Below are 21,503 nucleotides of genomic sequence, written 5' to 3'. Positions count from 1 at the left end.
TTCACAAACTTACAGCCGGGTCACGCCCCTTGTCGCCGCCTCAGCGCGCCACGCCAGCAGCTGCGCATACGGCTGGCGCGTCACGACGCTAAAATCGTCGATCAGCTGCGCCTCGCAAATATCCCGATACTGCGCCCCGCTAACCAGCTGATGCAGCGCCTCGCGTAAGAGCGCAATCGTCGCCGGCGGCGTATCCTTGCTGCTTATCAGCGGCAGCCCCGGCGCCGACGGGCTGCGTCCGATAACGCACAGACCGGCAAGCAGCGCCGGTTCGTGGCGCTGCAGCAGCGCCCAGCTGACGCAGTCAATCGCCGCAATATCGGCGGTTCCCTGCTGTAATTCAATCAGCGACTGGCGGTGGCTGCCGCTCCAGCGCACGGCGGAAAAAAACCGGCCGCTCTCGGCCAGCGGAGCCACCATGTTCCGCAGCGCATTGTAGCCGGACTGCGAATCTGGCGAATTACACACCGCCCGCCGCTGGCGAAAATCCGCCAGCGTCCGATGCTGATTCACTGCCTGGCTCACCAGCAGGCTGCGGTAGTTCACGCCTTCACACCCCGCCGCCGCGTAGTGAAAACAGCCGACGATCTGCACCTCCGGGAGCAGGGTCACCAGCGGATAGCCGCAGGTCTGGCTCAGCAGCAGCTGCGGATCGCGCCAGTGGTTCAGCAGCTCATCCCGGGGCCATCGCGTCGGCAGGTCCTCCACCGCCACCCCGCGGGCCGCGAGGATCTCGCGCAACGCCAGCCACAGCGCCCGCGTCTCTTCATGATTAACCGCATACATGGGAAAATCGACAACGTTACTCATGGTTCTCCCCCGCGCCGCTCTGCTTTTTAACGCCGGGATGGGCGTTCACCTCTACCGCACGGAACAAAAAGCGCCGCAGCCATTCGCCATAGCCGCGCACCAGAAATCCGTGGTTACGCTGCCGGTAGTTCTCCCGTTCGAGCAGATAAAGTTTACGCAATCCGTACCAGGGAACCCCCGGCAGGTCGTGATGGACTGAATGATAGTTCAGGTTAAGAAACAGCACGCGCCACGGCAGCCCCGCTTCATTAATCACCGAGCGCGCCAGCGGATCGTCGGCGGCCCGATGCTCAAGGAAGGAGCGAACCTTGGTGAGCGCCAGCGCCGGATAGCTGACGACGGCGACAAAATAGAGTGGCGAAAAATCAACGCGCGCCATCAGCGCAAACAGGCCGGCCAGCAGCAGGCCGTGCGTAGTCCACATCGCCATCGCCGCCTTCTGACGCAGGCGAAAAGCGCGCCATGCGCTGACGAGCGTTTGCGCAATATCCAGCAGCGGCGCCAGCAGCAGCCGTCCGATAAAGGTGTTGCGCAGATGAATCACCTTGCGCTGCCAGGGCGCGAAACGCCGCCAGCTCTCGGCGGTAAAATAGTAGGATTCGGGATCATCGACCGGTATCGTGAGATGGTGATTATCGTGGTGCGCGAGATGCGAATCCCGGTACAGGCCGTAGGGATACCACACCGCCAGCGGCAGGATGCCCAGCAGCTGGTTCAGCCGCGGCCAGCGCGTCGGATGGCCGTGTATCAGCTCATGCTGTAAAGACATATACCAGGCGCTAAACCAGATCAGCAGCAGCGTCGCCGGCAACAGCCCCAGGGTTTGCCAGTACGCGAGGGTGGCGAACCAGCCGCCGTAGATGGTGATAATCAGGAGCCAGGTCGGAAGTTCACTGCGCCATAGGCGGCTGCGTGAAAGCTGGTGAATCAGGTCGCGCTGCTGGGGGTGCAAATAGACAGACGTTTTTTTTGCCATTACTGCAAATACCGTTTCCGCGTTATCTTTTATCCTTCGAAGATGTGAGATAACACGGAGAATAACAAAGTATTTAAATCACTTAGCTTTGCCAGAACCGCGAGTTTGGCGAAGCGCTTGCAGGGCGCTGCCGATGCGGATGATGGCGGATATTGACCGCGGAGACGTCACCTCCCCGACCCGCGCGACTATGACCCCTATGCCTGGGCCGAAACCGTCCCCCGCGACTCGCCGATTATCCATATTAAACAAAGCATGTTGGATAAAGGCGGGCATCGACCGTTTACATTACAGTATAATGTTAACGGACGGATCCAACCCGAACCGCTGCCCGGCGCGCTCATACGCGGCGGCGCCGAGGATAACGAGATCTGCCTTGAGCTCAGTTTTAAAGAACGCGAACCGACCGATAGCCAGGTTGTCGCCGATATCGCTGAAAGCGTGGCCTTTTCGGCCCCGACATCGATAGCGGAGTCGAGGATCTGCAGGTCTAAATGATTGGGTCCGCATCGCCTGATGCCGACCGTTTAACAGGAGTGTGTCATGCCATCGTTAAGAGTCGCCTTTATCAAAGCCAACTGGCACGCGGAAATCGTCAGCCAGGCCGAGACCGGTTTCCGCCAGGAGCTGGATCGTCAGCAGGCGGAATACGCTGTCGATAGCTGGGATGTCCCCGGGGCGTTTGAAATGCCGCTGCTGGCCCAGCGGCTGGCGAAAAGCGGCAACTATGATGCCATCGTCTGCGCCGCGCTGGTGGTTGACGGCGGGATCTATCGCCATGACTTCGTGGCCCAGGCCGTGGTCAGCGGTCTGATGCAGGCGCAGCTGGCGACGGAAGTGCCGATGTTCTCGGTCTCTCTGACGCCGCACAACTTCCAGCCCGCCGCCGAATTTATCGATTTTTATCGCGAGCACTTCGTGAAAAAGGGCCAGGAAGCGGCGAAGGCGGTACTGCAGATCCATCGTCTGCCGCTGTCAAAAGCCTGAGAAGATGAAATTAAGCTCTCCTCCCGACGGCGACGAGTCCCTGAGCCTGCGGGCAGCCGGGCTCCACTAGTCACCGACGAGCTGACGGCGCAGGCCCTGCTCAATCCCCTGCTTTAGTCCCGACGGCCACGACAGCGGCCGCCGGGCTACTTCATCAGCGCCTGGAACTGCGGGTTAAACTCATCGAAAATAGGCAACGCGGCGGCGCCGAGCGCGGCGGTATCGGTGCCGGTCATCCCCATTTTCACCCGCATCCCCGTCAGGTAGCGCCCGCGCACCGACTGATACAGCGGCGGCAGGCGCGCCAGCACTTTTTCCAGCAGCGGCGCCGGCATCGTCCCACCCACCACCACCGTTTCGGCATCAAAGACGCACTCCAGCAGGTTGATCGCCTGGCGCAGCGGCGGCAGCGCGCTGTCAATCCAGCGGTCGAACAGCGCTTCATCCACCGCCAGCAGGTCTTCTGGCAGCGCCCGATAGGGGTCAAGACCGCAAAACTCGTAGGCCGCCTGCAGCGAAACATAGCGCTCAAGGCAGCCCTGATTGCCGCAGTAGCACGTCCGGCCGCCCGGCTGGACGACGATATGCCCGACCTCCCCGGCGTTGTGCGCATGTCCGGTATAAATATGTCCGTCGGTAAAAATACCGGCGCCCAGCCCGGTACCGATATAGAGATAGACAAAGGAGTTCAGATGGCGGGCAACGCCGTGAAAACGCTCGCCGATGGCCGCCACCGTCGCGTCGTTTTCGAGGGTGACCGGCAGGCCGCTAAGCCGCGCCAGTTCAGATTCGACGTCCACGCCTTCCCAGCCGTTCAGAGTCGTCGGCCCGGTGGAGGAGATCCCCTCTACGCCAAAGGGCCCGGGCATCACCACGCCAATTCCCAGCACCCGGCCCCAGTCGAGCCCCGGCAGCATACGCAGCTGCTGTATAACTTCGCCAATGCGGGCAAAGGTGGCACCAGGCTGGGGCTTTTGCACCAAAATGAGCCGGCGAAAATGGATCTCGCCGGTGAGATCCACCAGCACCACGATCAGCGTTTGATGATCGAGATGAATGCCGATTGACCACGCGCTGGAAGGGTTGAGGCTCACCGGCACCGCGGGCTGGCCGCGCCCCGCCGCCCGCCGCGGCGCGTGGCTGGTGAGGATCTCCATCTGCTGCAGCTCGGCGACAATGTTAGAGACCGTTTGCGGGGTCAGCGCGGTTAAGCGCGCCAGCTCCGCGCGGGTTAATTTGCCGTGCAGACGCACGGCTTCAATCACCACCCGCCGGTTGTGCACCCGCGCGTGCTCAAGGTTTGTTCCCGATGTTTTCATCCTTTCCCTTCCTTGCCTTTCCCAGGCGCCTGATGCTGCAATTCTAGCCCTCGTCACAAATCCCGCAATCACATTCTCGGGCGGACTTTCGCCTGGCACAAGCTTTGCTACGCTTATGCCAAGGGCCACGAATGACCTTGCGGCTGTATTGTCGCCCCGATTAAATCAATCAAATTGATTTAATAAATCATATCCCTTTTTTCTCAGTACAGCGGAGAGCAACATGAAATACCACAGCACACTTCGGGTGAAGGCCGGTCTGTTGGCTATGCTCGTCATCAGCGGCAGCGCGGCCGCGGCCGCCACCCAGGTCAACGCCCTGTTTATGACCCAGGCGGCGTACAGCGAAAACGATATTCGTGCGATGACCGCCGACTTCGAAAAGCAAAATCCGGATATTAAAATCAACCTTGAGTTCGTCCCCTATGAAGCGCTGCATGACAAGATCGTCGCGGCGCGCGGTGCCGGCGGTAACGGCTATGACGTGGTGCTCTTCGATGCCATCTGGCCGGCGGAGTTTAGCCGCTTCGATCTGCTGCAGGACGTCTCGGCGCGGATCCCCGCCGACGAGCGGGAAAAGGTGTTCCCTGGCGCAATGAATACCGTGGTCTACAAAGGCAAAACCCTCGGGATGCCGTGGATCCTCGACACCAAGTATCTCTACTACAACAAAGCCATGCTCGAAAAAGCCGGCATCAAGCAGGTGCCGACCACCTGGCAGCAGGTGCTGGACGACGCCAAAATTCTTAAAGATAAAGGCGTGGTGAAATACCCGCTGGTGTGGAGCTGGTCCCAGGCGGAAGCGCTGGTCTGCGACTACACCACCCTCGTCTCCGGCTTCGGCGGTAAGTTCTACCAGGACGGCAAGCTCGACTTCTCCACGCCGGCTTCGCTGAAAGCGGTTACGCTGATGAAGAAATCGCTGGACGACGGCCTGACCAACCCCGCCTCGCGCGAATATCTCGAAGAGGATGTCCGTAAAGCCTTCTCCAACGGCGATGCGGCGTTCGCGCTGAACTGGACCTATATGTACAACATGGCCAACGACCCGAAACAGAGTAAAGTCGCCGGCGACGTCGGCATTATTCCCGCCCCCGGCGATACCCCGGATAAAGCAGGAGCCGTCAACGGCTCGATGGGCTTAGGCATTGCTAAAGCCAGCCAGCACCCGGAGCAGGCGTGGCAGTATATCCACTACCTGACCTCGCAGCCGGTGCAGGATAAATACGCCAAACTCAGCCTGCCGGTGTGGAAATCCTCCTACCACGACCCGGCGGTCGCTCAGGGCCAGGAGAGCCTGATCGTCGCCGCGGACAAATCGCTGAACGTCATGCTGTCGCGCCCGGAAACCGCCGACTATTCGCGGCTCTCCAACACCCTGCAGCAGCAGCTTCAGGCGGTGCTTCAGGGTAAAGAAACCCCGGAAGTCGCCATGCAGACCGTGGATAAAAGCGCGGCCCGCCTGCGTTAAGGACTTTTGATGCTGAGTTTGCAACAACGCGAGCGTCGTCAGGCATGGGTGCTGCTGGCGCCCATGCTGGTGGCGATGTTCCTGCTGACGGCCTGGCCGCTGGCGCGCACCCTGTGGCTAAGTTTTACCGATACCGCGCTGGTGGGAAACGGTGAGGCGACGAACTACGTCTGGCTGGAGAACTATCTCTATGCCCTGACCGACCCGGATTTTCGCGCCGCCTTTGCCCGTACGCTCTATTTTACCGTGGTCTCCGTCGCCATTGAAGGCGTTATCGGCGTGCTGGTCGCGCTGTTGCTCAATCAGCGCTTTGTCGGACGCAATATCCTGCGGGTGCTGGTGATACTGCCCTGGGCGCTGCCGACCATCGTCAACGCGATGATGTGGCGGCTTAACTTTAACCCGGACTACGGCAGCATTAACGCGCTGCTCAGCCAGCTGGGGATTATCGACGGCTACCGCAGCTGGCTGGGGTCGCCGGACTCAGCGCTGAATGCGGTGATGCTGGCGGATATCTGGAAAAACTATCCGCTGGTCACGCTGCTGGTGCTGGCGGCGCTGCAGTCCATTCCTGAGGATCTGTACGAGGCGGCGCGCCTCGACGGAGCCGGATCGTGGCGGCGCTTTCGCGCCATCACCTTCCCGGCCATCGCCGCCCCGCTGGGCGTGGCGCTGGTGCTGCGGACCATCGACGCCTTCAAGGTGTTCGATATCATCTACGTGATGACCCGCGGCGGCCCGCTCGACAGCACCAAAACCCTCAGCTTTTTCGTCTATCAGGAGTCCTTCAGCTATCTGCGGGCGGGCAGCGGCGCGGCCTACGCCATTCTGATGACCCTGATGTGCGCTCTGCTGATCGCCCTGTATCTGTTTATGCTGCTGCGCCAGCGCCGCCGGAGCACTGAATATGAAGCGTAAAGTCCGTACTCTCCTGCGCTATCTGGCGGCGGCGCTGGTCGCCCTGTCGATTCTGGCGCCGATGCTGTGGCTATTTTTGATGAGCGTCAGCACCCCCGCCGATCTGACCCGCGTCCCGCTGGAGTGGCTACCGCGGCAGTGGGACTTTAGCCGCTACGGCCGCCTGCTCTCCCTGCAGCCCGGCGAGCCGGGGGCGCTATTTTTACCCGCGCTGCGCAACAGCCTGCTGGTCGCCGCCGGGGCGACGCTGGTCTCGCTGGCGCTGGCGGTGCCCGCCGCCTTTAGCTTCTCGCGCTATCCGGGCCGCGACGGCTGGCTGTACGCCGGTCTGGGTATTTATATGGTGCCGCCGGTGGCCTTCGTCCTGCCGCTGTATTTTATTCTCGAACATTTCGGCCTGCTCAATACCCGCAGCGGGCTGGTGCTGGTCTACTGCTCGCTGATTATGCCGTTCCTCACCTGGATGGTGAAAAACCAGTTTGACGCGCTGCCGCAGGATATTGAGCAGGCCGCGCGCCTCGACGGGCTGCGGGTGTGGCAGGTGCTGCTGCGCATCACTATACCGCTGGCGAAACCGATGCTCGGCGCTTCGGCGCTGTTTGGCTGGCTGCTGGCATGGGATGAGTTTTTCTATTCGCTGCTGTTTACCAGCAATATCGCGGCCCAGACGCTGCCGGTCACCATCGCCGGGTTTACCGCCGGTCGCGCCACCGACGATGGTCTGGTGGCCGCCGTCGGTATTCTCGCCTCGGTCCCGCCTCTGTTTATCGCTATCTGGTTACAAAAAACGCTGGTCAGCGGCCTCACTAACGGTGGAAGTAAAGGATAACTATGCACAAGCTCGCCGCGCCCGTGCTCTATATCGCGGGCAATTACAATATTGATTTGATTATGGGCACCCTCGCGCAGTGGCCTCTGCCGGGGACGGAGGTGATGCTGGAGCATAGCGCCCTGCGCCCCGGCGGCTCGGCGGGCAACTGCGCCCTGGCGCTGGCCGCCATGCAGATCCCGCATCGCACCATCGGCTGCCAGGGCGATGACGCCTTTACCGCCTGGCTGGCGGCCCAGTTTCCGGGCAGCGCCGAGCGCTGGCCGCAGTACGCCTGCGAAACCTCGCTGACGGTGGCGGTAACGCATCCCGATAAAGAGCGCTCTTTCCTCAGCAACTACGGGCATATTACCCGCCTCTCCGCCGACGACGTTCTCGCCCAGCTTCCCGACCAGGCGACGGCCGGCGATATCGTGCTGCTCTGCGGGACATTTTTGTGCACCGCCCTGCTGCCGCACTATCCGGCGCTGCTGCGGGCGCTGCGTCAGCGCGGTTTTCAGGTCGCCGTGGATACCGGATGGCCGCCGCAAAGCTGGGACCCGGCGCTGCGCGAAGCGGCGCACCAGTGGCTTGCCGATTGCGACTGGCTGCTGCTCAATGAAGTCGAAACCCTCGGCCTCGCCGCGATGAGCGAGCTGCCGCAGGCGGCCCGCAGCCTGGCGTCGCGCCTCAGCGGCCGGGGCGGCTGCATCGTCAAGTGCGGCGCGGAGGGAGCCTGGTGGTGGACCGCGGAGCGCGGCGACCGCGCGCCGGTGAAGCCGGTCGAGGTGATTGACACCATCGGCGCGGGCGACAGCTTTAACGCCGGCTTTCTCGCCGGGTTGTTAAACGGCCAGCCGGCATCACAGGCGCTGCGCTGGGGCAACGCCGTCGCCGCGCACGCTATTAGCACCTCTCCCCGCCACTATCCTGACTGGCGAACCCTGCAACACCACATTGAGGAGACCGCCGATGGCCAGCGTTGAGCTGATAAAAGTCGCCAAACATTACGGCAAACAGACGGTGCTTCAGCCGCTGGATTTGACCATTCCTGACGGCAGCTTCACGGTGCTGGTCGGGCCGTCCGGCTGCGGGAAATCGACCCTGCTGCGGCTGCTGGCCGGACTTGAGGCCCTCTCCGCCGGTCAAATTTTGATGAACCGCCAGCCGATCGGCGATCTCGATCCCGCCGACCGCGACGTGGCGATGGTCTTTCAGAGCTACGCGCTCTACCCGCACCTGACGGTGGCCGAAAACCTCGCCTTCCATATGCAGGTCAAAAAGGTCGATAAAGAGACGCAGAAAAGCAAAGTCCAGCATATCGCCAGCCTGCTGGGGATCGATAAGCTGCTGGCCCGCTACCCGCGCGCGCTTTCCGGCGGCCAGCGCCAGCGCGTGGCGATGGGCCGGGCGATGGTACGCAACCCGCAGGTTTTCCTGTTTGATGAACCGCTCTCCAACCTTGACGCCCAGCTGCGCATGGAGCTGCGGGCGGAGATCAAATCGCTGCACCAGCGCTTTAAAACCACCATGATTTACGTCACCCACGATCAGGTTGAAGCTATGACTCTGGCCGACCAAATCGTGGTCATGCGCGAGGGCCTTATCGTCCAGCAGGGGCCGCCGCTGGAGATTTACGATCGCCCCTGCAACACCTTTGTGGCCCGCTTTATCGGCTCGCCGCCGATGAACCTGCTGGCGGGAGAGATCGTCAGCCGCGACGGGGTTCCCGGCGTGCGCTGCGGCGAGCTGTGGCTGGCGCTGCCGGAACGTTGGCAGCGGGCGGCGGCTCAGCAGGGAAGCGCGCCGGTCACCGTCGGCCTGCGCCCGCAGGATATCCAGCCGGCCGCTGACGGCCTGCCCGGGACGGTTAATATTATGGAGGTTACCGGGGAATCCACCCTGCTGCATCTCGACTGGCAGGGATTCCCGGTGCACGTGCAGGTTGCCGGACGTATCGACGCCCGGCTCCAGCAGCCGCTGAATCTCGCCGCCCGACGCGAGAAAATCCACCTCTTCGATGCCGCCAGCGGCGAGCGGCTGGCGGAGGAGGACTAGCCGACGCGGGTGCCCTGGGCGGCGCCCGCGCTGTTTTCGGCGAAACAGGGTAAATAGCGGATACCGGCGATGACGCCGGCCGCGGCGCAGATCATCAGCGACATTCCCAGCGATTGCCCCCAGCCGACCAGCGCCAGCCCGAGGCCAATCAGCAGATAGTAGGCGAGACCGAAAATGGCCCCGGCGGTGCCGCGACAATCGCTGTAGGCGCCGAGCGCCGAACCGAGCACCAGCGGGATCGCCATAGCGAAAGCCAGCGCGATGCCGGCCATCGGCAGCAGGAACCAAAGCGAGTCGCGCCAGAGGTACACCGCCGCGCCGCCGATAAGATGGAGCCAGCAGGCGAGCAGCAGCATCCGTCCCTGAGTCACGCCCCTGCGTAGCAGCCGGCGATTCAGCAACGCCCCGGCCAGGGAGCCGCTGGCCAGCGCAATACCGCTGTAGCCAAACGCGGCGACCGGCAGGCGCAGCTGCGCGAAGATAAACGGCGCCAGGCTGTAATAGCTGAACAGGCTGACGTTGAACGCCGCGATCAGGATGACCGCCAGGCCAATCTGCCCGTCCGTCGCCATCCGGCGCAGCACCGGCACAAACGCGGTCTTCGCGCTCTGCGCCGGCCGCGTCTCCGGCAGCAGCCAATGGCACAGCAGCAGCAAGACGCCGGCCAGCAGCGCCAGGGCGAAGAAAACGCCGCGCACTCCCCAGCCGGCGGCAAGTAAACCGCCGATCCAGACGCCTGCCGCCGGACTCACCGCCAGCGCCAGGCCAATAAGCGAAAACAGGCCGGCGAGCCGGCGGCCGCTAAAACGGTCCCGCAGTATCGTCTGGCTGACAACCGATCCGCTCGCCGCGCCAAATGCCGCTACGATCCGCGCCAGCAGCAGCAGGGTGAAATCCGTTACCGCCAGCGCCATCGCGCAGCCGAGGGCGTACACCGCGATCCCCGCCAGCAGCGCCGGACGCCGACCGTACAGATCGCTCGCCCGCCCCCAAAAAAGAACCCCGAGAGCAAAGCCGATAAAGTAAACCGCCAGGGTTTGCGCCGCCTGCTGCGCGCTGACGGCAAAACGGACGCTGATATCGGTCAACGCCGGGCTGTAAATGGTTTCCACAATCTGCGGAAACATCAGTAATGCGGTAACCAGCACTATGGCCGAACGCCCGAACATATCCACCTCCTGATAATAAGAGGCGCTATTGTAGGCAGGCCGCGGATCGGACATTATAAACATAGTGACTATATATATCGGAAATCGGACATTATGGCGTGGCTCGATGCGCAGGCGGCATTCAACCCGGATGCGCTGAACAAAACGGTGGTTGGCGTCCGGTCGGCGCTGGGCAACCATGACTCCGGCAGCCACCGGCACGACATGGCGCAGATCCTTTTTACCCGTCAGGGCTGCGTGAGCCTGACGCTCAACGACGGCGCGCTGTTGTGCCTGCTCCCTCCCACCCGGGCGGCGTGGATCCCGGCGGGCATACGCCATCGCGCGGAGATGAAAAGCATCGTCGACTATCGCTCGGTGTGGTTTGAGCCCTCCCGCTTTCCGGCTCTCCCCCAACGCCCGGCGATCCTCAACGTCGGCCCGCTGCTGCGCGAGCTGCTGGAGCGGGTGGCGGCGAGCCCGTGGGAAAGCGACTGGGAGAGCGGTACCGGCTGGCACCTTGCCGCCCTGTGCGCGGCGGAGATTAGCGCGGCGGCCCATGAGCCGATGATGCTCGCCCTGCCGCAGGATAAGCGCCTCGCCGCGCTGGGCGGCCACGCGCTGCCGCCGACGCTACGGGCGCTCTCCGCAGAGTGCGGCGCCAGTGAAAAGACCATCAGCCGTATTTTGCGCCGCGACACCGGGATGTCCTGGCAGCAGTGGCGGCAGCAGTGGCGATTGATGAAGGCGGTGGAGCTGCTGGCGACGGGGAAACGCATTACCGATGCCGCGCAGGCGCTGGATTTCGCCAGCGACAGCGCCTTTATCTACTTTTTCCGCACCATGACGGGGATGACGCCGGGGCGCTATCTTTCGTCATCGACCGTGATTTAACGCTCGCGCTCCGGCGCAAACGGCGGCAGCTTCTGGAACGTATTCTGCAGCCCTTCGGACCACGCCCTGCGGATGGTGTTGAAGTAAGGATCGCTTTCGGTTATCCGATGCTGCTCCGCGCCGCTCAGGCTGCCGCTGCGGTAGAGCAGCGTATCAAGGGGCAGGCCGACGGAGAGGTTGCTGCGCAGCGTCGAATCTATGGAGATCAGCGCGCAGCACATCGCCTGCTCCAGCGGCGTGTCTATAGTCAGCACCCGATCGATAATCGGTTTGCCGTACTTGCTTTCGCCAATCTGGAAATAGGGCGTATCGCGGGTGGCCTCAATAAAATTACCTTCCGGGTAGATATGGAACAGGCGGTGCGTCTCCCCCGCCAGCTGGCCGCCCAGCAGCAGGTTACAGTTAAAGTTGGTATTGCCGCAGTTTTGCTGGTTGCTGCTGTCGCGCTGAATAACCTCCTGCAGCGTTTTGCCCACCAGCATCGCCGCGTCATACATGGAGCTTACCTGCATCAGGTTAGGCTCCTGCTGGGTGCGAATTCGCGCGCTCAGCAGGCTAATCACGCTTTGGGTCGTAGCCAGATTGCCGGCGGACTGCAGCACCAGCACCCGTTCAGCCTCCTGCTGAAAAACATGAAGCTTTTTGAAAGTCGCAATATGATCCACGCCCGCATTGGTGCGCGAATCTGAGGCGAATACCAGCCCATCCGCTAAACACATGGCCACACAGTAGGTCATCGTTCTCCGTTCCTGCCTTTATTGCTGCTGTGCCTGTTGCGAATGCTCGCGCACTTCAGCGTTGGTTAACATAATTTCCCCGCCGCCGCCCAGTCGGGTACCGCGCACCGGACAGGCGTCAAGATAGTCCAGCCCGGTCGCCAGCCGCAGGTGCTGATTCAGGTTACGGGTATTATTGGTAATATCAAACGATTTCCAGCGCCCGTTGAGCCACACCTCGGCCCAGGCGTGCATCGCCACGTGCTGCGCGTTATCGCTATAAACATAGCCGCTAACGTAGCGCGCCGGGATCTCCATCGCCCGACAGCAGGCGAGGAAAACGTGGGTATGATCCTGGCACACGCCCTTAGATCGCGCGAAAGCGTCGGCGGCGGAGTCCTGCACCTGGGTGGCTCCCGGCGAGTATGGCATTTTTACCAGCAGTTCCGCCATCAGCTGATTGAGGCTCGCCTCCGGCTCATCGGCGCGGTACAGGTTCCGGGCAAACTCGCGGATCCGCTCGTCGGGGCGGGTCAGCGGCGTACAGCGTAAAAAGACCAGCGGTGAGAGCAGCTCCTCTTCGTCTACCCCGCACTCCTCATCCTCCTGCGCGATATCGACCACTCCGCTGGCGCGAATCGCGATCTCTTTATGCGGGTTATCCAGCGTCAATACGTGCAGCACGTTGCCCCACGCATCGGTGGTCGTAATGCTCGCCCCGTCCGGCAGCGTCAGCGTCCAGGAGCTGATTTTTTGCCGGCCGGAGCTGCGCGGCGTCAGGCGCAGATACTGAGTCGAAAACTTGACTTCTTCATCGTAGCCATAGCGGGTCAGGTGGTCGATAACCAGTTTCATAGCGCCTCCAGATAGGTTTGTCTGATGCTGTCGGACAGGGCGTTGATCCGCGCCAGCAGTCCGTTGAGGTAACTCTGCAGGTCGGCGCTGGCCAGGTCTTCCCGGGTGCTGAAGCGCAGGTCGACGTTCAGCTGATGCGCCAGGCGCAGCGGCAGATGGGAGCGATCGTTGGCGATATGCTCCAGCTGGCCGATCAGATCGGAAATTGAGGCCCGGAGCGAGCGCGGGACGTCGTTGCGCAAAATTAGCAGCTCCATAACCGTCTCCCGGCTCACCGGCTGGCGATAAATACTGTTGTAGGCTTCGCGCGCGCTGACCGCGTTCAGCAGCGTGTCCAGCCGGTAGTACTCGCGCACCGGGTCCGGGTCGCTGCTCAGCTGCTGGTCCTTGATCAGCAGCAGCTGGGTGGTCGCGTAGGCCCGTTCAATCAGCGTGCCGATGCCGATAAAGCTGAGGGCGTCGTTGCGCAGCAGCGTGCCCAGCACCGCGCCGCGAAACAGGTGCACCCGCTCTTTTACCCACTCAAGGAAACCATCGCTGCCGAGCTCGCTAATCCCCTGCTGGCGTAGCCTGCGCAGCTCAATCCGCGTCGCGTTAATGCACTCCCATACCTCCGCGGAGAGGCTGCCGCGCACCGCGTGGGCGTTATTCCACGCCATCTCGACGCAGCTGTAGATGCTGCCGGGGTTGTTGCCGTCGAGGGCAAAGAAGTTAAACAGATTGCCCATCGAGAAGCGCGCGTGGCGCTCCTGAAACAGCTCGTGGGTCTGCGACAGGTTCAGCGGTAGGGCCAGATCCCGCGCCTGCTGGCTATGACGGGGGATCATCGAGAGTTTCCAGGTTACGTCGAGCACCCGGGCGTAGCTTTCCGCGCGTTCCAGATAACGCGCCATCCAGAACAGTTCACTCGCTGTACGACTTAGCATGATTCGTCATCCTCCATCACCCAGGTATCTTTGGTGCCGCCGCCCTGCGATGAGTTCACCACCAGCGAGCCTTCCGTCAGCGCCACCCGCGTCAGGCCGCCGGGCACCAGGCGGATCTCCTGGCCGGAAAGCACGAAAGGACGCAGATCGATATGCCGGGGCGACAGGCCGTCTTCGACGAAGGTCGGGCAGGTCGAGAGCGCCAGGGTATCCTGGCCGATGTAGTTGGCCGGGTTTGCCAGCAGGCGCTGGCGGAACGCTTCACGCTCTTCTTTCGTCGAACGCGGGCCGACCAGCATGCCGTAGCCTCCGGCGCCGTGCACTTCCTTAACCACCATCCGATCGAGGTTGTTAAGCACGTACAGCAGGTCTTCCGGCTTGCGGCACTGCCAGGTCGGGATATTGTTGAGGATCGGCTGTTCGCCGAGATAGAAGCGGATCATCTCCGGCACAAAGGGGTAGATCGATTTATCGTCGGCCACGCCGGTGCCGATCGCGTTCGCCAGCACTACGCCTCCCGCGCGGTACACCGACAGCAGGCCGGGCACGCCGAGCATCGAATCGGCGCGGAAGGCCAGCGGGTCAAGATAGGCGTCGTCGACGCGGCGGTAGATCACGTCGACCCGCCGCGGCCCCTCGGTGGTGCGCATATAGACCGCGTCCGCTTTAATAAACAGATCGGCGCTCTCCACCAGCTCAACCCCCATCTGCTGGGCAAGAAAGCTGTGTTCAAAATAGGCGCTGTTAAAGCGGCCCGGCGTCATCACCACCACGCAGGGATCGTCCACGGGGGAGCTTTCACGCAGGGTTTGCAGCAGATAGCCCGGATAGCGCTCCACCGGCGCAATATGGTGCTGTTCAAACATCTCGGGATAGAGACGCATCATCATTTTGCGGTTTTCGAGCATATAGGAGACGCCCGACGGCGTGCGCAGATTGTCCTCCAGCACGTAGTACTGGCCGTCGCTGTTGCGCACCATATCGACCCCGGTGATATGGGCGTAGATATTATTGGGTAGATTAATCCCCTGCATGCAGGGCTGGTATTGATCGTTCGCCAGCACCTGTTCCGCCGGAATAATCCCGGCGCGCAGGATATTCTGCTCGTGGTAGATATCGTAAAGGAAGGCGTTCAGCGCCTTCACCCGCTGGCGGATGCCGCGATCGATGCGCCGCCACTCGGCGGCGGGGATAATGCGCGGTACGCTATCAAACGGGATCAGCCGTTCGGTCCCCTCGCCTTCGCCATACACGTTAAAGGTGATGCCAATACGGTGAAAAAGCAGCTCCGCCTGCTCTTTTTTTTGCCGGATAGAGAATTGATCGGTGTTGTGAAACCATTGCCACCAGGCGTTATAGTGCTGGCGCTGCTGTCCCTCGACGGTAAGCATCTCGTCATAATAATGCCCGTCAGGAAGCGTTATTTTTATCATGGCCGTCTCCTCCGGTTGTACTCACTTTGGGGTAACCCCGGGAAGAGATAAGCATTAATTATGCCAGGTCACGGCCGGTAACCTGGCTGTGCAAGCCCGCAGCCTCGCGCCGCTTAACTGTGCAAAAAACAACCCGTCATTTTTCTTATATTTCACCCGGACTGCACCACGATGAGGCACGGAAAGCCGCTTTGCGCCATTACGGCGAGAGCGTCTCCAGCCAGCGCGCATAGCGCTCCGGCCAGGCGACGGTTGGCGTGCCCGGGCGTCCCATCCCAAAGCCGTGACCGCCGCTGGCGTAGCGATACAGGCTGACCGCCACCTGATGCTGGCGGCAGGCGTCGGCCATAATCAGCGTATTGTGCGGATCGGACACCGGATCGTCCTGCGCCTGGGTTAAAAAGCAGGGCGGCGTGCGCCGGTTCACGTAGGTCTGCACCGACCAGGCGCGGTCAACCGCCGGTGAGGCGTGAGGTCCGGCGAGGACCCGGTGGGTCGCGGTATGGCTATAGGGCGGCTCCAGCGAAATAATCGGATAGATCAGCGCCGCTCCGTCGGCGCGGGCGGACAGCGCATCCCTCGCGTCGACCGGCGGATAAGAGGCAAAATCAGCCCGGCAGGCGGTCATTCCCAGCAGGTGGCCGCCGGCGGAAAAGCCCAGCAGGCTGACCTTTTGCTCGCGCTGGCGAATCAGACGCAGCGCGCGCTGGGCATCCTGCAGCGGCGCCAGGCCACCCGCCGCCCAGCCTTCGCCGGGAAGACGGTAGCTCAGCACATAGGCGGTATAGCCGCGGGCCGTTAGCCAGCGGGCGGCGGGCCACGCCTCCTTCGCCATTTCAATCCGCCGGTAGCCACCGCCGGCGGCGACCAGCACGCCGTGTCCGCGAGGCGCCGCCGGCTGCCACACCGACAGCTGCGGCCGCGCGATATGGCTGAGGGCGCCTCGGGCCGACCGCCGGCTCGCGCCCTGCGGCCCGCCGCCGCCCGGCGCGTCGCCGGGCCACAGCCACAGGGTTTCCTGCTCAGGATCGCGGGCGATGGCGCGGTTGGCCGCCAGCAGCGCCGCGGCGCTAAACAGTAGAAAATGACGTCGGTTCACGGCTCGCTCCCGGTGGGCTTTTAGCTCGTTGTTACGGTAGCGCGATTTTAGCAGAAAGCGGCCACCCGCATGGCGCCCTTATCCGCCCGGCGGCGGCGCAAAATGCAGGTAAATTATCTGTTTTCACGCAAAATGTTAGCTGCGACACGCGTAGCGGCGGATATTCGTCTAAGGTTTTCTGATGGTCAATCGCAGTGGCAAAATCGTCTGTAATGATAAGGAGAACTACCCATGACGAGATCCGTTTCACGTCGCCCGGCAACGCTGCCCTACGCTTTGCGTCTGGCGCTGGGAGGCGCCCTCTTTGCGCTGTCGGCGCTGGCAGCCCAGGCCGATGAGACAAAGCCCGCCCCGCCGCAGTCGCCGGATATTCTGCTAGGCCCGCTGTTCAACGATGTGCAAAGCGCCAAACTCTTCCCCGATCAGAAAACCTTCGCCGATGCGGTGCCGAACGGCGATCCGCTGATGATCCTCGCCGATTATCGCATGCAGAAAAATCAGGCCAGCTTCGACCTGCGCCACTTCGTCGGGCTCAACTTTACGCTACCGAAAGATAACGATACGTACGTACCGCCCAAGGGCCAGACCCTGCGCCAGCATATTGACGGCCTGTGGCCGGTGCTGACCCGCAGTACCGTTGAGGTCGAGAAATGGGATTCGCTGCTGCCGCTGCCCAGGCCTTACGTCGTCCCGGGCGGCCGCTTTCGCGAGGTCTACTACTGGGATAGCTACTTCACCATGCTGGGCCTGGCCGAGAGCGGGCACTGGGACAAAGTTGCAGATATGGTGGCTAACTTTGCCTATGAAATCGATACCTGGGGACATATCCCGAACGGCAACCGCAGCTATTATCTGAGCCGTTCACAGCCGCCGTTCTTTCCGTTTATGGTGGAGCTGCTGGCGACCCACGACGGAGACCAGGCGCTGAAAACCTGGCTGCCTGAGATGGAGAAAGAGTACCGCTACTGGATGGCGGGCGCCGATGCGCTGGAGCCGGGTAAAGCGAATCAGCGCGTGGTGCGCATGGAGGACGGCGCGCTGCTGAACCGCTACTGGGATGACAACGATACGCCGCGCCCGGAGTCCTGGCTCGATGATGTGACCACCGCCAAAAACAACCCCAACCGTCCGGCGACCGAGATCTACCGCGATCTGCGCTCCGCCGCGGCCTCCGGCTGGGACTTCAGCTCCCGCTGGATGGATAACCCGCAGCAGCTGGGCACCATTCGCACCACCAGCATCATTCCGGTCGATCTTAACTCGCTGATGTTCCGCATGGAGAAAACCCTCGCCCGCGCCAGCAAAGCCGCCGGCGATAGCGCGAAGGCGGCGCAGTACGACTCGCTGGCTAACGCCCGCCAGAAGGCGCTGGAGAAATACCTGTGGAATGACAAAGAGGGCTGGTACGCCGATTACGATCTCAAAAGCCACAAGGTGCGCAATCAGCTCACCGCCGCGGCCCTGTTCCCGCTGTACGTCAACGCCGCCTCCAGCGAACGCGCGGCCAAAGTTGCCGCCGCGACGCAGTCTCGTCTGCTAAAACCGGGCGGTTTAACCACCACTACCGTCAACAGCGGTCAGCAGTGGGATGCGCCGAACGGCTGGGCGCCGCTGCAGTGGGTGGCCGCCGAAGGGCTGCAAAACTACGGCCAGCAGAAAATCGCGATGGAGGTCAGCTGGCGCTTCCTCAGCAACGTGCAGCATACCTATGACAGCCAGCAGAAGCTGGTGGAAAAGTATGACGTCAGCTCAACCGGCACCGGCGGCGGAGGCGGTGAGTATCCGCTGCAGGATGGCTTCGGCTGGACCAACGGCGTGACCTTGAAAATGCTCGACCTGGTGTGCCCGAAAGAGAAACCCTGCGATTCGCTCCCGGCCGCGCGACCGGCGGCAAACGATAGCGCCGGTGGAACGGATAAGGCGGCGCCTGCCGCGCGACCGGCGGCAAACGATAGCGCCGGCGGAACGGATAAGGCGGCGCCTGCCGCGCGACCGACGGCAAACGATAGCGCCGGCGGAACGGATAAGGCGGCGCCTGCCGCGCGACCGACGGCAAACGATAGCGCCAGTGGAACGGATAAGGCGGCGCCTGCCGCCGCGCATTAACCCCTCACCGCTCCCGACTTACGCCCGGCGGCTCAGCAATGTCGGGCGTTTTCCCCTCCCGAATGGCCTTTCGACTTCACCTTACCCTTATGGAGTAAGGCGGAAACTAATGTGTCGATTTTTGATCTCTGGCAACTTCATCAACGTTATATATGTAAATATATAGCGGTTTTTTCATCACTTTGTTTCAGGATAGAAACATATGCCTTTTTCGCGCCGTACGTTCCTGCAGGCTTTAAGCCTCATGCTGTGCTTTCCCGGCCAGAAGAGTCGCGCCGCCACGCCTTTGGCCCTGAGCATTGGCGAACGCCCTGCGCCTGCGGCTATCCGGCGGATTGTCAGCGCGGGCGGGCCCGCCGATATGCTGCTGCTCGCCGCCGCGCCGGAAAAACTACTGGGATTTTCCTCTTTTGATTTTGCCCTCTTCCCGGACGCTCCGCTGCCCGAGCACATCGCCCGGCTGCCGAAAACGGGCCGTCTTGCCGGCCGGGCCAGCACCCTGTCGCTGGAGGGGCTGCTGGCGCTTGAGCCCGATCTGGTGGTGGACTGCGGGAATGCGGACGACACCTGGATCTCGCAGGCGCGCCGGGTTCACGCCCGCAGCCATATTCCGTGGGTGCTGATTACCGGCACCCTGGACTCCTCGGCGCAGCAGCTGCTGACGATCGGCGATATCGTCGGCACCGTCGAACGCACCCGGCGGCAGGCAGCGCTGGCGCAAACGTTTATCGCCGAGGCGCTCGCCTTCTCCTCCGGCGCCGGGGCGCGCACGCGTTTTTACGCCGCCCGGGGAGCCAGGGGACTGGAAACGGGCCTCGCCGGTTCACTGCACACGGAGGCGGCGGAGCTGCTGGGATTAGAGAACGTCGCGCGGGTGAGCGGACGCAGCGGGCTGGCCCAGGTCTCGCTGGAAAATCTGCTGGAATGGCAGCCGGATATCATCCTCACCCAGCAGGCCACGACGCGGGACGCGATTTTACACGACCCCGCCTGGCAGGGCGTCGCCGCCGTGGCGCAGCGGCGGGTTCTGCTGCTTGACGGCCTGCCTTTTGGCTGGCTGGACGCGCCGCCGGGGATCAACCGCCTCGCCGGGATGCGCCGCCTGCACGCCTGGCTCGATCCGCAGGTCCGCGCCACGCTGCAGGAGGATCTGACCCGCTACAGCACGCTATTCTGGCACGCGGCGTTAACGCCCGAGCGCTACACGAGGCTGGTGAATCGTCCATGAAGCCTGCAACTTTGAGCGCCGCGCTGCTGCTTGCCGCCCTGCTGGTCCTCTCGGCAGCCCTGCTAACCGGCCCGTGGAACCTGACCCTCGGACGGCTGTTCGATCTGCTGTTCGATCCGCACAGCGCCTCGCTTCCTCCGCAGGCCGGCATCGTATTCTGGCAGATACGCCTGCCGCGCATCGGCGCCGCGCTGGCCATCGGCGCGTCGCTCTCCGCCGCCGGAGCCGCCTACCAGGGAATGTTTCGCAATCCGCTGGTCTCGCCGGATATCCTTGGCGTCGCCGGCGGCGCCGGTCTCGGCGCCTGCCTGGCGCTGGTGTGCGGAATGTCGACGCTCTATATTCAGCTATTCGCCTTCTGCGGCGGCCTGCTGGTGGTGGCCGGCGTTGGGATCGTCTCCCGCGCCATCGTCCGCCACGATCCGGCGCTGACGCTGGTGCTGGTGGGGATTTGCCTCGGTACGCTGTGCGGGGCGGGAATTTCGCTTATCAAAATTCTCGCCGATCCCTACACCCAGCTCCCCTCCATCACCTTCTGGCTGATGGGCGGTCTCTCCGATATTACCCCCGCCGACCTGACCGTCGCCGCCCCGCTGATGATCGCCGGGTGCCTGCCGCTGTGGCTGCTGCGCTGGCGAATCAATCTGCTGACCCTGTCCGATGACGAAGCGCGATCGCTGGGGATCAACGTCGATCGCCTGCGGCTAATTGTGGTCGCCTGCGCGACCCTCGCGACCGCCAGCGCGGTCGCTATTGCCGGCATTATCGGCTGGGTCGGGCTGATCGTCCCCCATATCGGGCGGCTGCTGACCGGCAGCAATCATCAGCGCCTCCTGCCGGTGGCGATGGGGCTTGGCGCCGTGCTGCTGCTGCTCACCGACACCCTGGCGCGCGGACTGAGCGCCAGCGAAATCCCGCTCGGGATCCTGACCTCTTTTATCGGCGCGCCCTTCTTTCTGGCGCTGCTGCTGCGCAGGAGCCGACCATGACGCTACTGACGGTACGCCATGCCGAAATTGGCTATCCCAAACGCGCCGTTTTGCGCGACGTGTCGTTTTCGCTGCAGCCTGGCACGCTGTGCTGCCTGCTCGGCGCCAACGGCAGCGGGAAAACCACGCTGATGCGCAGCATACTCGGCCTCCTTCCTCTGCGCGACGGCCAGATCCTGATCGACGGTCTGCCGGTAACCCAGCTGTGCTCCCGCGATCGCGCCCGCGCGATCGCCTGGGTGCCGCAGGCGCACGACGGGGCCTTCGCCTTCAGCGTCCTCGATATGGTGCTGATGGGCCTTAGCCCCTATATCGGTACCTTCACCCAGCCCGCCAGAAGCGAACGCAGTATCGCCTACGCCCAGCTGGAGGCGCTGGGTATCGCTCATCTCGCCGAGCGGAACTGGGCCACGCTGAGCGGCGGCGAGCGCCAGCTGACCTTAATTGCCCGCGCGCTGGTCCAGCGCCCGCGTCTGCTGCTGCTGGATGAGCCGGCCTCAAGCCTCGACTTCGGCCACCAGATCCGCCTGCTCGACACCCTGCGCCAGCTGCGGCAAACCGGGATGACGCTGTTTATGGCCACCCACCATCCGCTGCACGCCCTCGCCATCGCCGATAGCGTGATCGCGGTCGAACCAAACGGCCTCGTCACTCAGGGAACGGCGGAGCAGCAGCTCTCACCGGGCAACCTCGCCACCCTGTACGGCGTGACGCCCGCCCAGATCCGCCACCATCTTGGCCACCCACACTTTCAGGAATAAT

General features: G+C 62.9%; 20 protein-coding genes and 1 pseudogene. 12 read left to right on the top strand and 9 right to left on the bottom strand.

Annotation, left to right across the window (positions count from 1 at the left end):
- Positions 1-9: 9 nt before the first annotated feature.
- On the bottom strand, positions 10-810 hold the full coding sequence (locus QFI97_RS12355) for a phosphate/phosphite/phosphonate ABC transporter substrate-binding protein (RefSeq protein ID WP_095101912.1): 801 nt from the start codon (positions 808-810) through the stop codon (positions 10-12).
- Positions 803-1,786, bottom strand: coding sequence for a fatty acid desaturase (locus QFI97_RS12350; RefSeq protein ID WP_095101910.1), 984 nt, complete (start codon positions 1,784-1,786; stop codon positions 803-805). Before QFI97_RS12350 ends, QFI97_RS12355 begins: the two co-directional genes overlap by 8 nt.
- A gap of 124 nt (positions 1,787-1,910) precedes the next feature.
- Here QFI97_RS12350 and QFI97_RS12345 point away from each other — a divergent pair.
- Positions 1,911-2,280, top strand: a pseudogene (locus tag QFI97_RS12345) (aminotransferase); the annotation flags it as partial.
- Between the two features lie 49 nt (positions 2,281-2,329).
- Positions 2,330-2,773, top strand: a complete 444-nt coding sequence (locus QFI97_RS12340; RefSeq protein WP_346431274.1) for a 6,7-dimethyl-8-ribityllumazine synthase — start codon at positions 2,330-2,332, stop codon at positions 2,771-2,773.
- A gap of 146 nt (positions 2,774-2,919) precedes the next feature.
- Here the strand turns inward: QFI97_RS12340 and QFI97_RS12335 are convergent, their stop codons facing one another.
- Complete coding sequence (locus tag QFI97_RS12335; RefSeq protein WP_346431273.1) at positions 2,920-4,092, bottom strand: ROK family transcriptional regulator; 1,173 nt, start codon at positions 4,090-4,092, stop codon at positions 2,920-2,922.
- A 223-nt stretch (positions 4,093-4,315) separates the two neighbouring features.
- Here QFI97_RS12335 and QFI97_RS12330 point away from each other — a divergent pair, with 223 nt between their 5' ends.
- From QFI97_RS12330 to QFI97_RS12310, 5 genes are read left to right on the top strand one after another with little or no spacing between them, the layout of a single operon-like run.
- Positions 4,316-5,563, top strand: a complete 1,248-nt coding sequence (locus QFI97_RS12330; protein ID WP_095101904.1) for an extracellular solute-binding protein — start codon at positions 4,316-4,318, stop codon at positions 5,561-5,563.
- A 9-nt stretch (positions 5,564-5,572) separates the two neighbouring features.
- Positions 5,573-6,481 carry a carbohydrate ABC transporter permease gene (locus QFI97_RS12325; protein WP_095101902.1) on the top strand — a complete coding sequence of 303 codons (909 nt, stop codon included), beginning with the start codon at positions 5,573-5,575 and terminating at the stop codon, positions 6,479-6,481.
- Complete coding sequence (locus QFI97_RS12320; RefSeq protein ID WP_095101900.1) at positions 6,471-7,310, top strand: carbohydrate ABC transporter permease; 840 nt, start codon at positions 6,471-6,473, stop codon at positions 7,308-7,310. Before QFI97_RS12325 ends, QFI97_RS12320 begins: the two co-directional genes overlap by 11 nt.
- 2 nt (positions 7,311-7,312) lie before the next feature.
- Positions 7,313-8,275 (top strand): carbohydrate kinase family protein, encoded by a 963-nt coding sequence (locus QFI97_RS12315; RefSeq protein ID WP_346431272.1) that lies wholly within the window; start codon positions 7,313-7,315, stop codon positions 8,273-8,275.
- Positions 8,262-9,347 (top strand): ABC transporter ATP-binding protein, encoded by a 1,086-nt coding sequence (locus QFI97_RS12310; protein WP_331834390.1) that lies wholly within the window; start codon positions 8,262-8,264, stop codon positions 9,345-9,347. The genes QFI97_RS12315 and QFI97_RS12310 overlap by 14 nt, the downstream gene beginning before the upstream one ends.
- Here the strand turns inward: QFI97_RS12310 and QFI97_RS12305 are convergent.
- A complete protein-coding gene (locus QFI97_RS12305) occupies positions 9,344-10,516 on the bottom strand; it encodes an MFS transporter (RefSeq protein ID WP_331834391.1) in 1,173 nt (390 codons plus the stop codon). The genes QFI97_RS12310 and QFI97_RS12305 overlap by 4 nt on opposite strands.
- Before the next feature lie 93 nt (positions 10,517-10,609).
- Between QFI97_RS12305 and QFI97_RS12300 the strand changes: the two genes are divergently transcribed.
- Positions 10,610-11,389, top strand: a complete 780-nt coding sequence (locus tag QFI97_RS12300) for an AraC family transcriptional regulator (RefSeq protein WP_346431271.1) — start codon at positions 10,610-10,612, stop codon at positions 11,387-11,389.
- On the opposite strand, the gene QFI97_RS12295 is transcribed toward QFI97_RS12300, so the two are convergent.
- The 5 genes from QFI97_RS12295 to QFI97_RS12275 all read right to left on the bottom strand — a co-directional run bounded on the left by QFI97_RS12295 (position 11,386) and on the right by QFI97_RS12275 (position 16,418).
- Positions 11,386-12,126, bottom strand: a complete 741-nt coding sequence (locus tag QFI97_RS12295; protein WP_095101887.1) for a proteasome-type protease — start codon at positions 12,124-12,126, stop codon at positions 11,386-11,388. The genes QFI97_RS12300 and QFI97_RS12295 overlap by 4 nt on opposite strands.
- 18 nt (positions 12,127-12,144) lie before the next feature.
- Positions 12,145-12,960, bottom strand: coding sequence for a transglutaminase family protein (locus QFI97_RS12290; RefSeq protein ID WP_346431270.1), 816 nt, complete (start codon positions 12,958-12,960; stop codon positions 12,145-12,147).
- Positions 12,957-13,886 (bottom strand): alpha-E domain-containing protein, encoded by a 930-nt coding sequence (locus tag QFI97_RS12285; protein ID WP_095101883.1) that lies wholly within the window; start codon positions 13,884-13,886, stop codon positions 12,957-12,959. The genes QFI97_RS12290 and QFI97_RS12285 overlap by 4 nt, the downstream gene beginning before the upstream one ends.
- The gene (locus tag QFI97_RS12280; protein WP_095101881.1) at positions 13,880-15,319 is read right to left on the bottom strand and encodes a circularly permuted type 2 ATP-grasp protein; all 1,440 of its coding nucleotides are present in this window, start codon (positions 15,317-15,319) and stop codon (positions 13,880-13,882) included. Before QFI97_RS12280 ends, QFI97_RS12285 begins: the two co-directional genes overlap by 7 nt.
- A gap of 199 nt (positions 15,320-15,518) precedes the next feature.
- A complete protein-coding gene (locus QFI97_RS12275; RefSeq protein WP_095101879.1) occupies positions 15,519-16,418 on the bottom strand; it encodes an alpha/beta hydrolase in 900 nt (299 codons plus the stop codon).
- Between the two features lie 231 nt (positions 16,419-16,649).
- Here QFI97_RS12275 and QFI97_RS12270 point away from each other — a divergent pair, with 231 nt between their 5' ends.
- The 4 genes from QFI97_RS12270 (at position 16,650) to QFI97_RS12255 (ending at position 21,502) form a co-directional block, all read left to right on the top strand.
- The gene (locus QFI97_RS12270) at positions 16,650-18,524 is read left to right on the top strand and encodes an alpha,alpha-trehalase (RefSeq protein WP_346431269.1); all 1,875 of its coding nucleotides are present in this window, start codon (positions 16,650-16,652) and stop codon (positions 18,522-18,524) included.
- A 202-nt stretch (positions 18,525-18,726) separates the two neighbouring features.
- Entirely contained in the window at positions 18,727-19,752 is a 1,026-nt protein-coding gene (locus tag QFI97_RS12265) for an ABC transporter substrate-binding protein (protein WP_346431268.1), read from the top strand.
- A complete protein-coding gene (locus tag QFI97_RS12260) occupies positions 19,749-20,741 on the top strand; it encodes a FecCD family ABC transporter permease (protein WP_346431267.1) in 993 nt (330 codons plus the stop codon). Before QFI97_RS12265 ends, QFI97_RS12260 begins: the two co-directional genes overlap by 4 nt.
- Complete coding sequence (locus QFI97_RS12255) at positions 20,738-21,502, top strand: ABC transporter ATP-binding protein (RefSeq protein WP_095101871.1); 765 nt, start codon at positions 20,738-20,740, stop codon at positions 21,500-21,502. Before QFI97_RS12260 ends, QFI97_RS12255 begins: the two co-directional genes overlap by 4 nt.
- Position 21,503: the final 1 nt, after the last annotated feature.

Origin of the sequence: Klebsiella scottii (assembly GCF_036561945.1) — a bacterium.
Classification (GTDB): Bacteria; Pseudomonadota; Gammaproteobacteria; order Enterobacterales; family Enterobacteriaceae; genus Klebsiella; species Klebsiella scottii.
This window is presented reverse-complemented; position numbering and strand designations above follow the sequence as displayed.

What these genes read in the sequence shown, in the direction of transcription:
- QFI97_RS12335 (WP_346431273.1), bottom strand. Translation starts at nt 4,092, where the DNA reads ATGAAAACATCGGGAACAAACCTTGAGCACGCGCGGGTGCACAACCGG.
- QFI97_RS12340 (WP_346431274.1), top strand. Translation starts at nt 2,330, where the DNA reads ATGCCATCGTTAAGAGTCGCCTTTATCAAAGCCAACTGGCACGCGGAA.
- QFI97_RS12265 (WP_346431268.1), top strand. Translation starts at nt 18,727, where the DNA reads ATGCCTTTTTCGCGCCGTACGTTCCTGCAGGCTTTAAGCCTCATGCTG.
- QFI97_RS12320 (WP_095101900.1), top strand. Translation starts at nt 6,471, where the DNA reads ATGAAGCGTAAAGTCCGTACTCTCCTGCGCTATCTGGCGGCGGCGCTG.
- QFI97_RS12325 (WP_095101902.1), top strand. Translation starts at nt 5,573, where the DNA reads ATGCTGAGTTTGCAACAACGCGAGCGTCGTCAGGCATGGGTGCTGCTG.
- QFI97_RS12270 (WP_346431269.1), top strand. Translation starts at nt 16,650, where the DNA reads ATGACGAGATCCGTTTCACGTCGCCCGGCAACGCTGCCCTACGCTTTG.
- QFI97_RS12255 (WP_095101871.1), top strand. Translation starts at nt 20,738, where the DNA reads ATGACGCTACTGACGGTACGCCATGCCGAAATTGGCTATCCCAAACGC.
- QFI97_RS12310 (WP_331834390.1), top strand. Translation starts at nt 8,262, where the DNA reads ATGGCCAGCGTTGAGCTGATAAAAGTCGCCAAACATTACGGCAAACAG.
- QFI97_RS12315 (WP_346431272.1), top strand. Translation starts at nt 7,313, where the DNA reads ATGCACAAGCTCGCCGCGCCCGTGCTCTATATCGCGGGCAATTACAAT.
- QFI97_RS12260 (WP_346431267.1), top strand. Translation starts at nt 19,749, where the DNA reads ATGAAGCCTGCAACTTTGAGCGCCGCGCTGCTGCTTGCCGCCCTGCTG.
- QFI97_RS12285 (WP_095101883.1), bottom strand. Translation starts at nt 13,886, where the DNA reads ATGCTAAGTCGTACAGCGAGTGAACTGTTCTGGATGGCGCGTTATCTG.
- QFI97_RS12350 (WP_095101910.1), bottom strand. Translation starts at nt 1,786, where the DNA reads ATGGCAAAAAAAACGTCTGTCTATTTGCACCCCCAGCAGCGCGACCTG.
- QFI97_RS12280 (WP_095101881.1), bottom strand. Translation starts at nt 15,319, where the DNA reads ATGATAAAAATAACGCTTCCTGACGGGCATTATTATGACGAGATGCTT.
- QFI97_RS12300 (WP_346431271.1), top strand. Translation starts at nt 10,610, where the DNA reads ATGGCGTGGCTCGATGCGCAGGCGGCATTCAACCCGGATGCGCTGAAC.
- QFI97_RS12330 (WP_095101904.1), top strand. Translation starts at nt 4,316, where the DNA reads ATGAAATACCACAGCACACTTCGGGTGAAGGCCGGTCTGTTGGCTATG.
- QFI97_RS12290 (WP_346431270.1), bottom strand. Translation starts at nt 12,960, where the DNA reads ATGAAACTGGTTATCGACCACCTGACCCGCTATGGCTACGATGAAGAA.
- QFI97_RS12305 (WP_331834391.1), bottom strand. Translation starts at nt 10,516, where the DNA reads ATGTTCGGGCGTTCGGCCATAGTGCTGGTTACCGCATTACTGATGTTT.
- QFI97_RS12355 (WP_095101912.1), bottom strand. Translation starts at nt 810, where the DNA reads ATGAGTAACGTTGTCGATTTTCCCATGTATGCGGTTAATCATGAAGAG.
- QFI97_RS12295 (WP_095101887.1), bottom strand. Translation starts at nt 12,126, where the DNA reads ATGACCTACTGTGTGGCCATGTGTTTAGCGGATGGGCTGGTATTCGCC.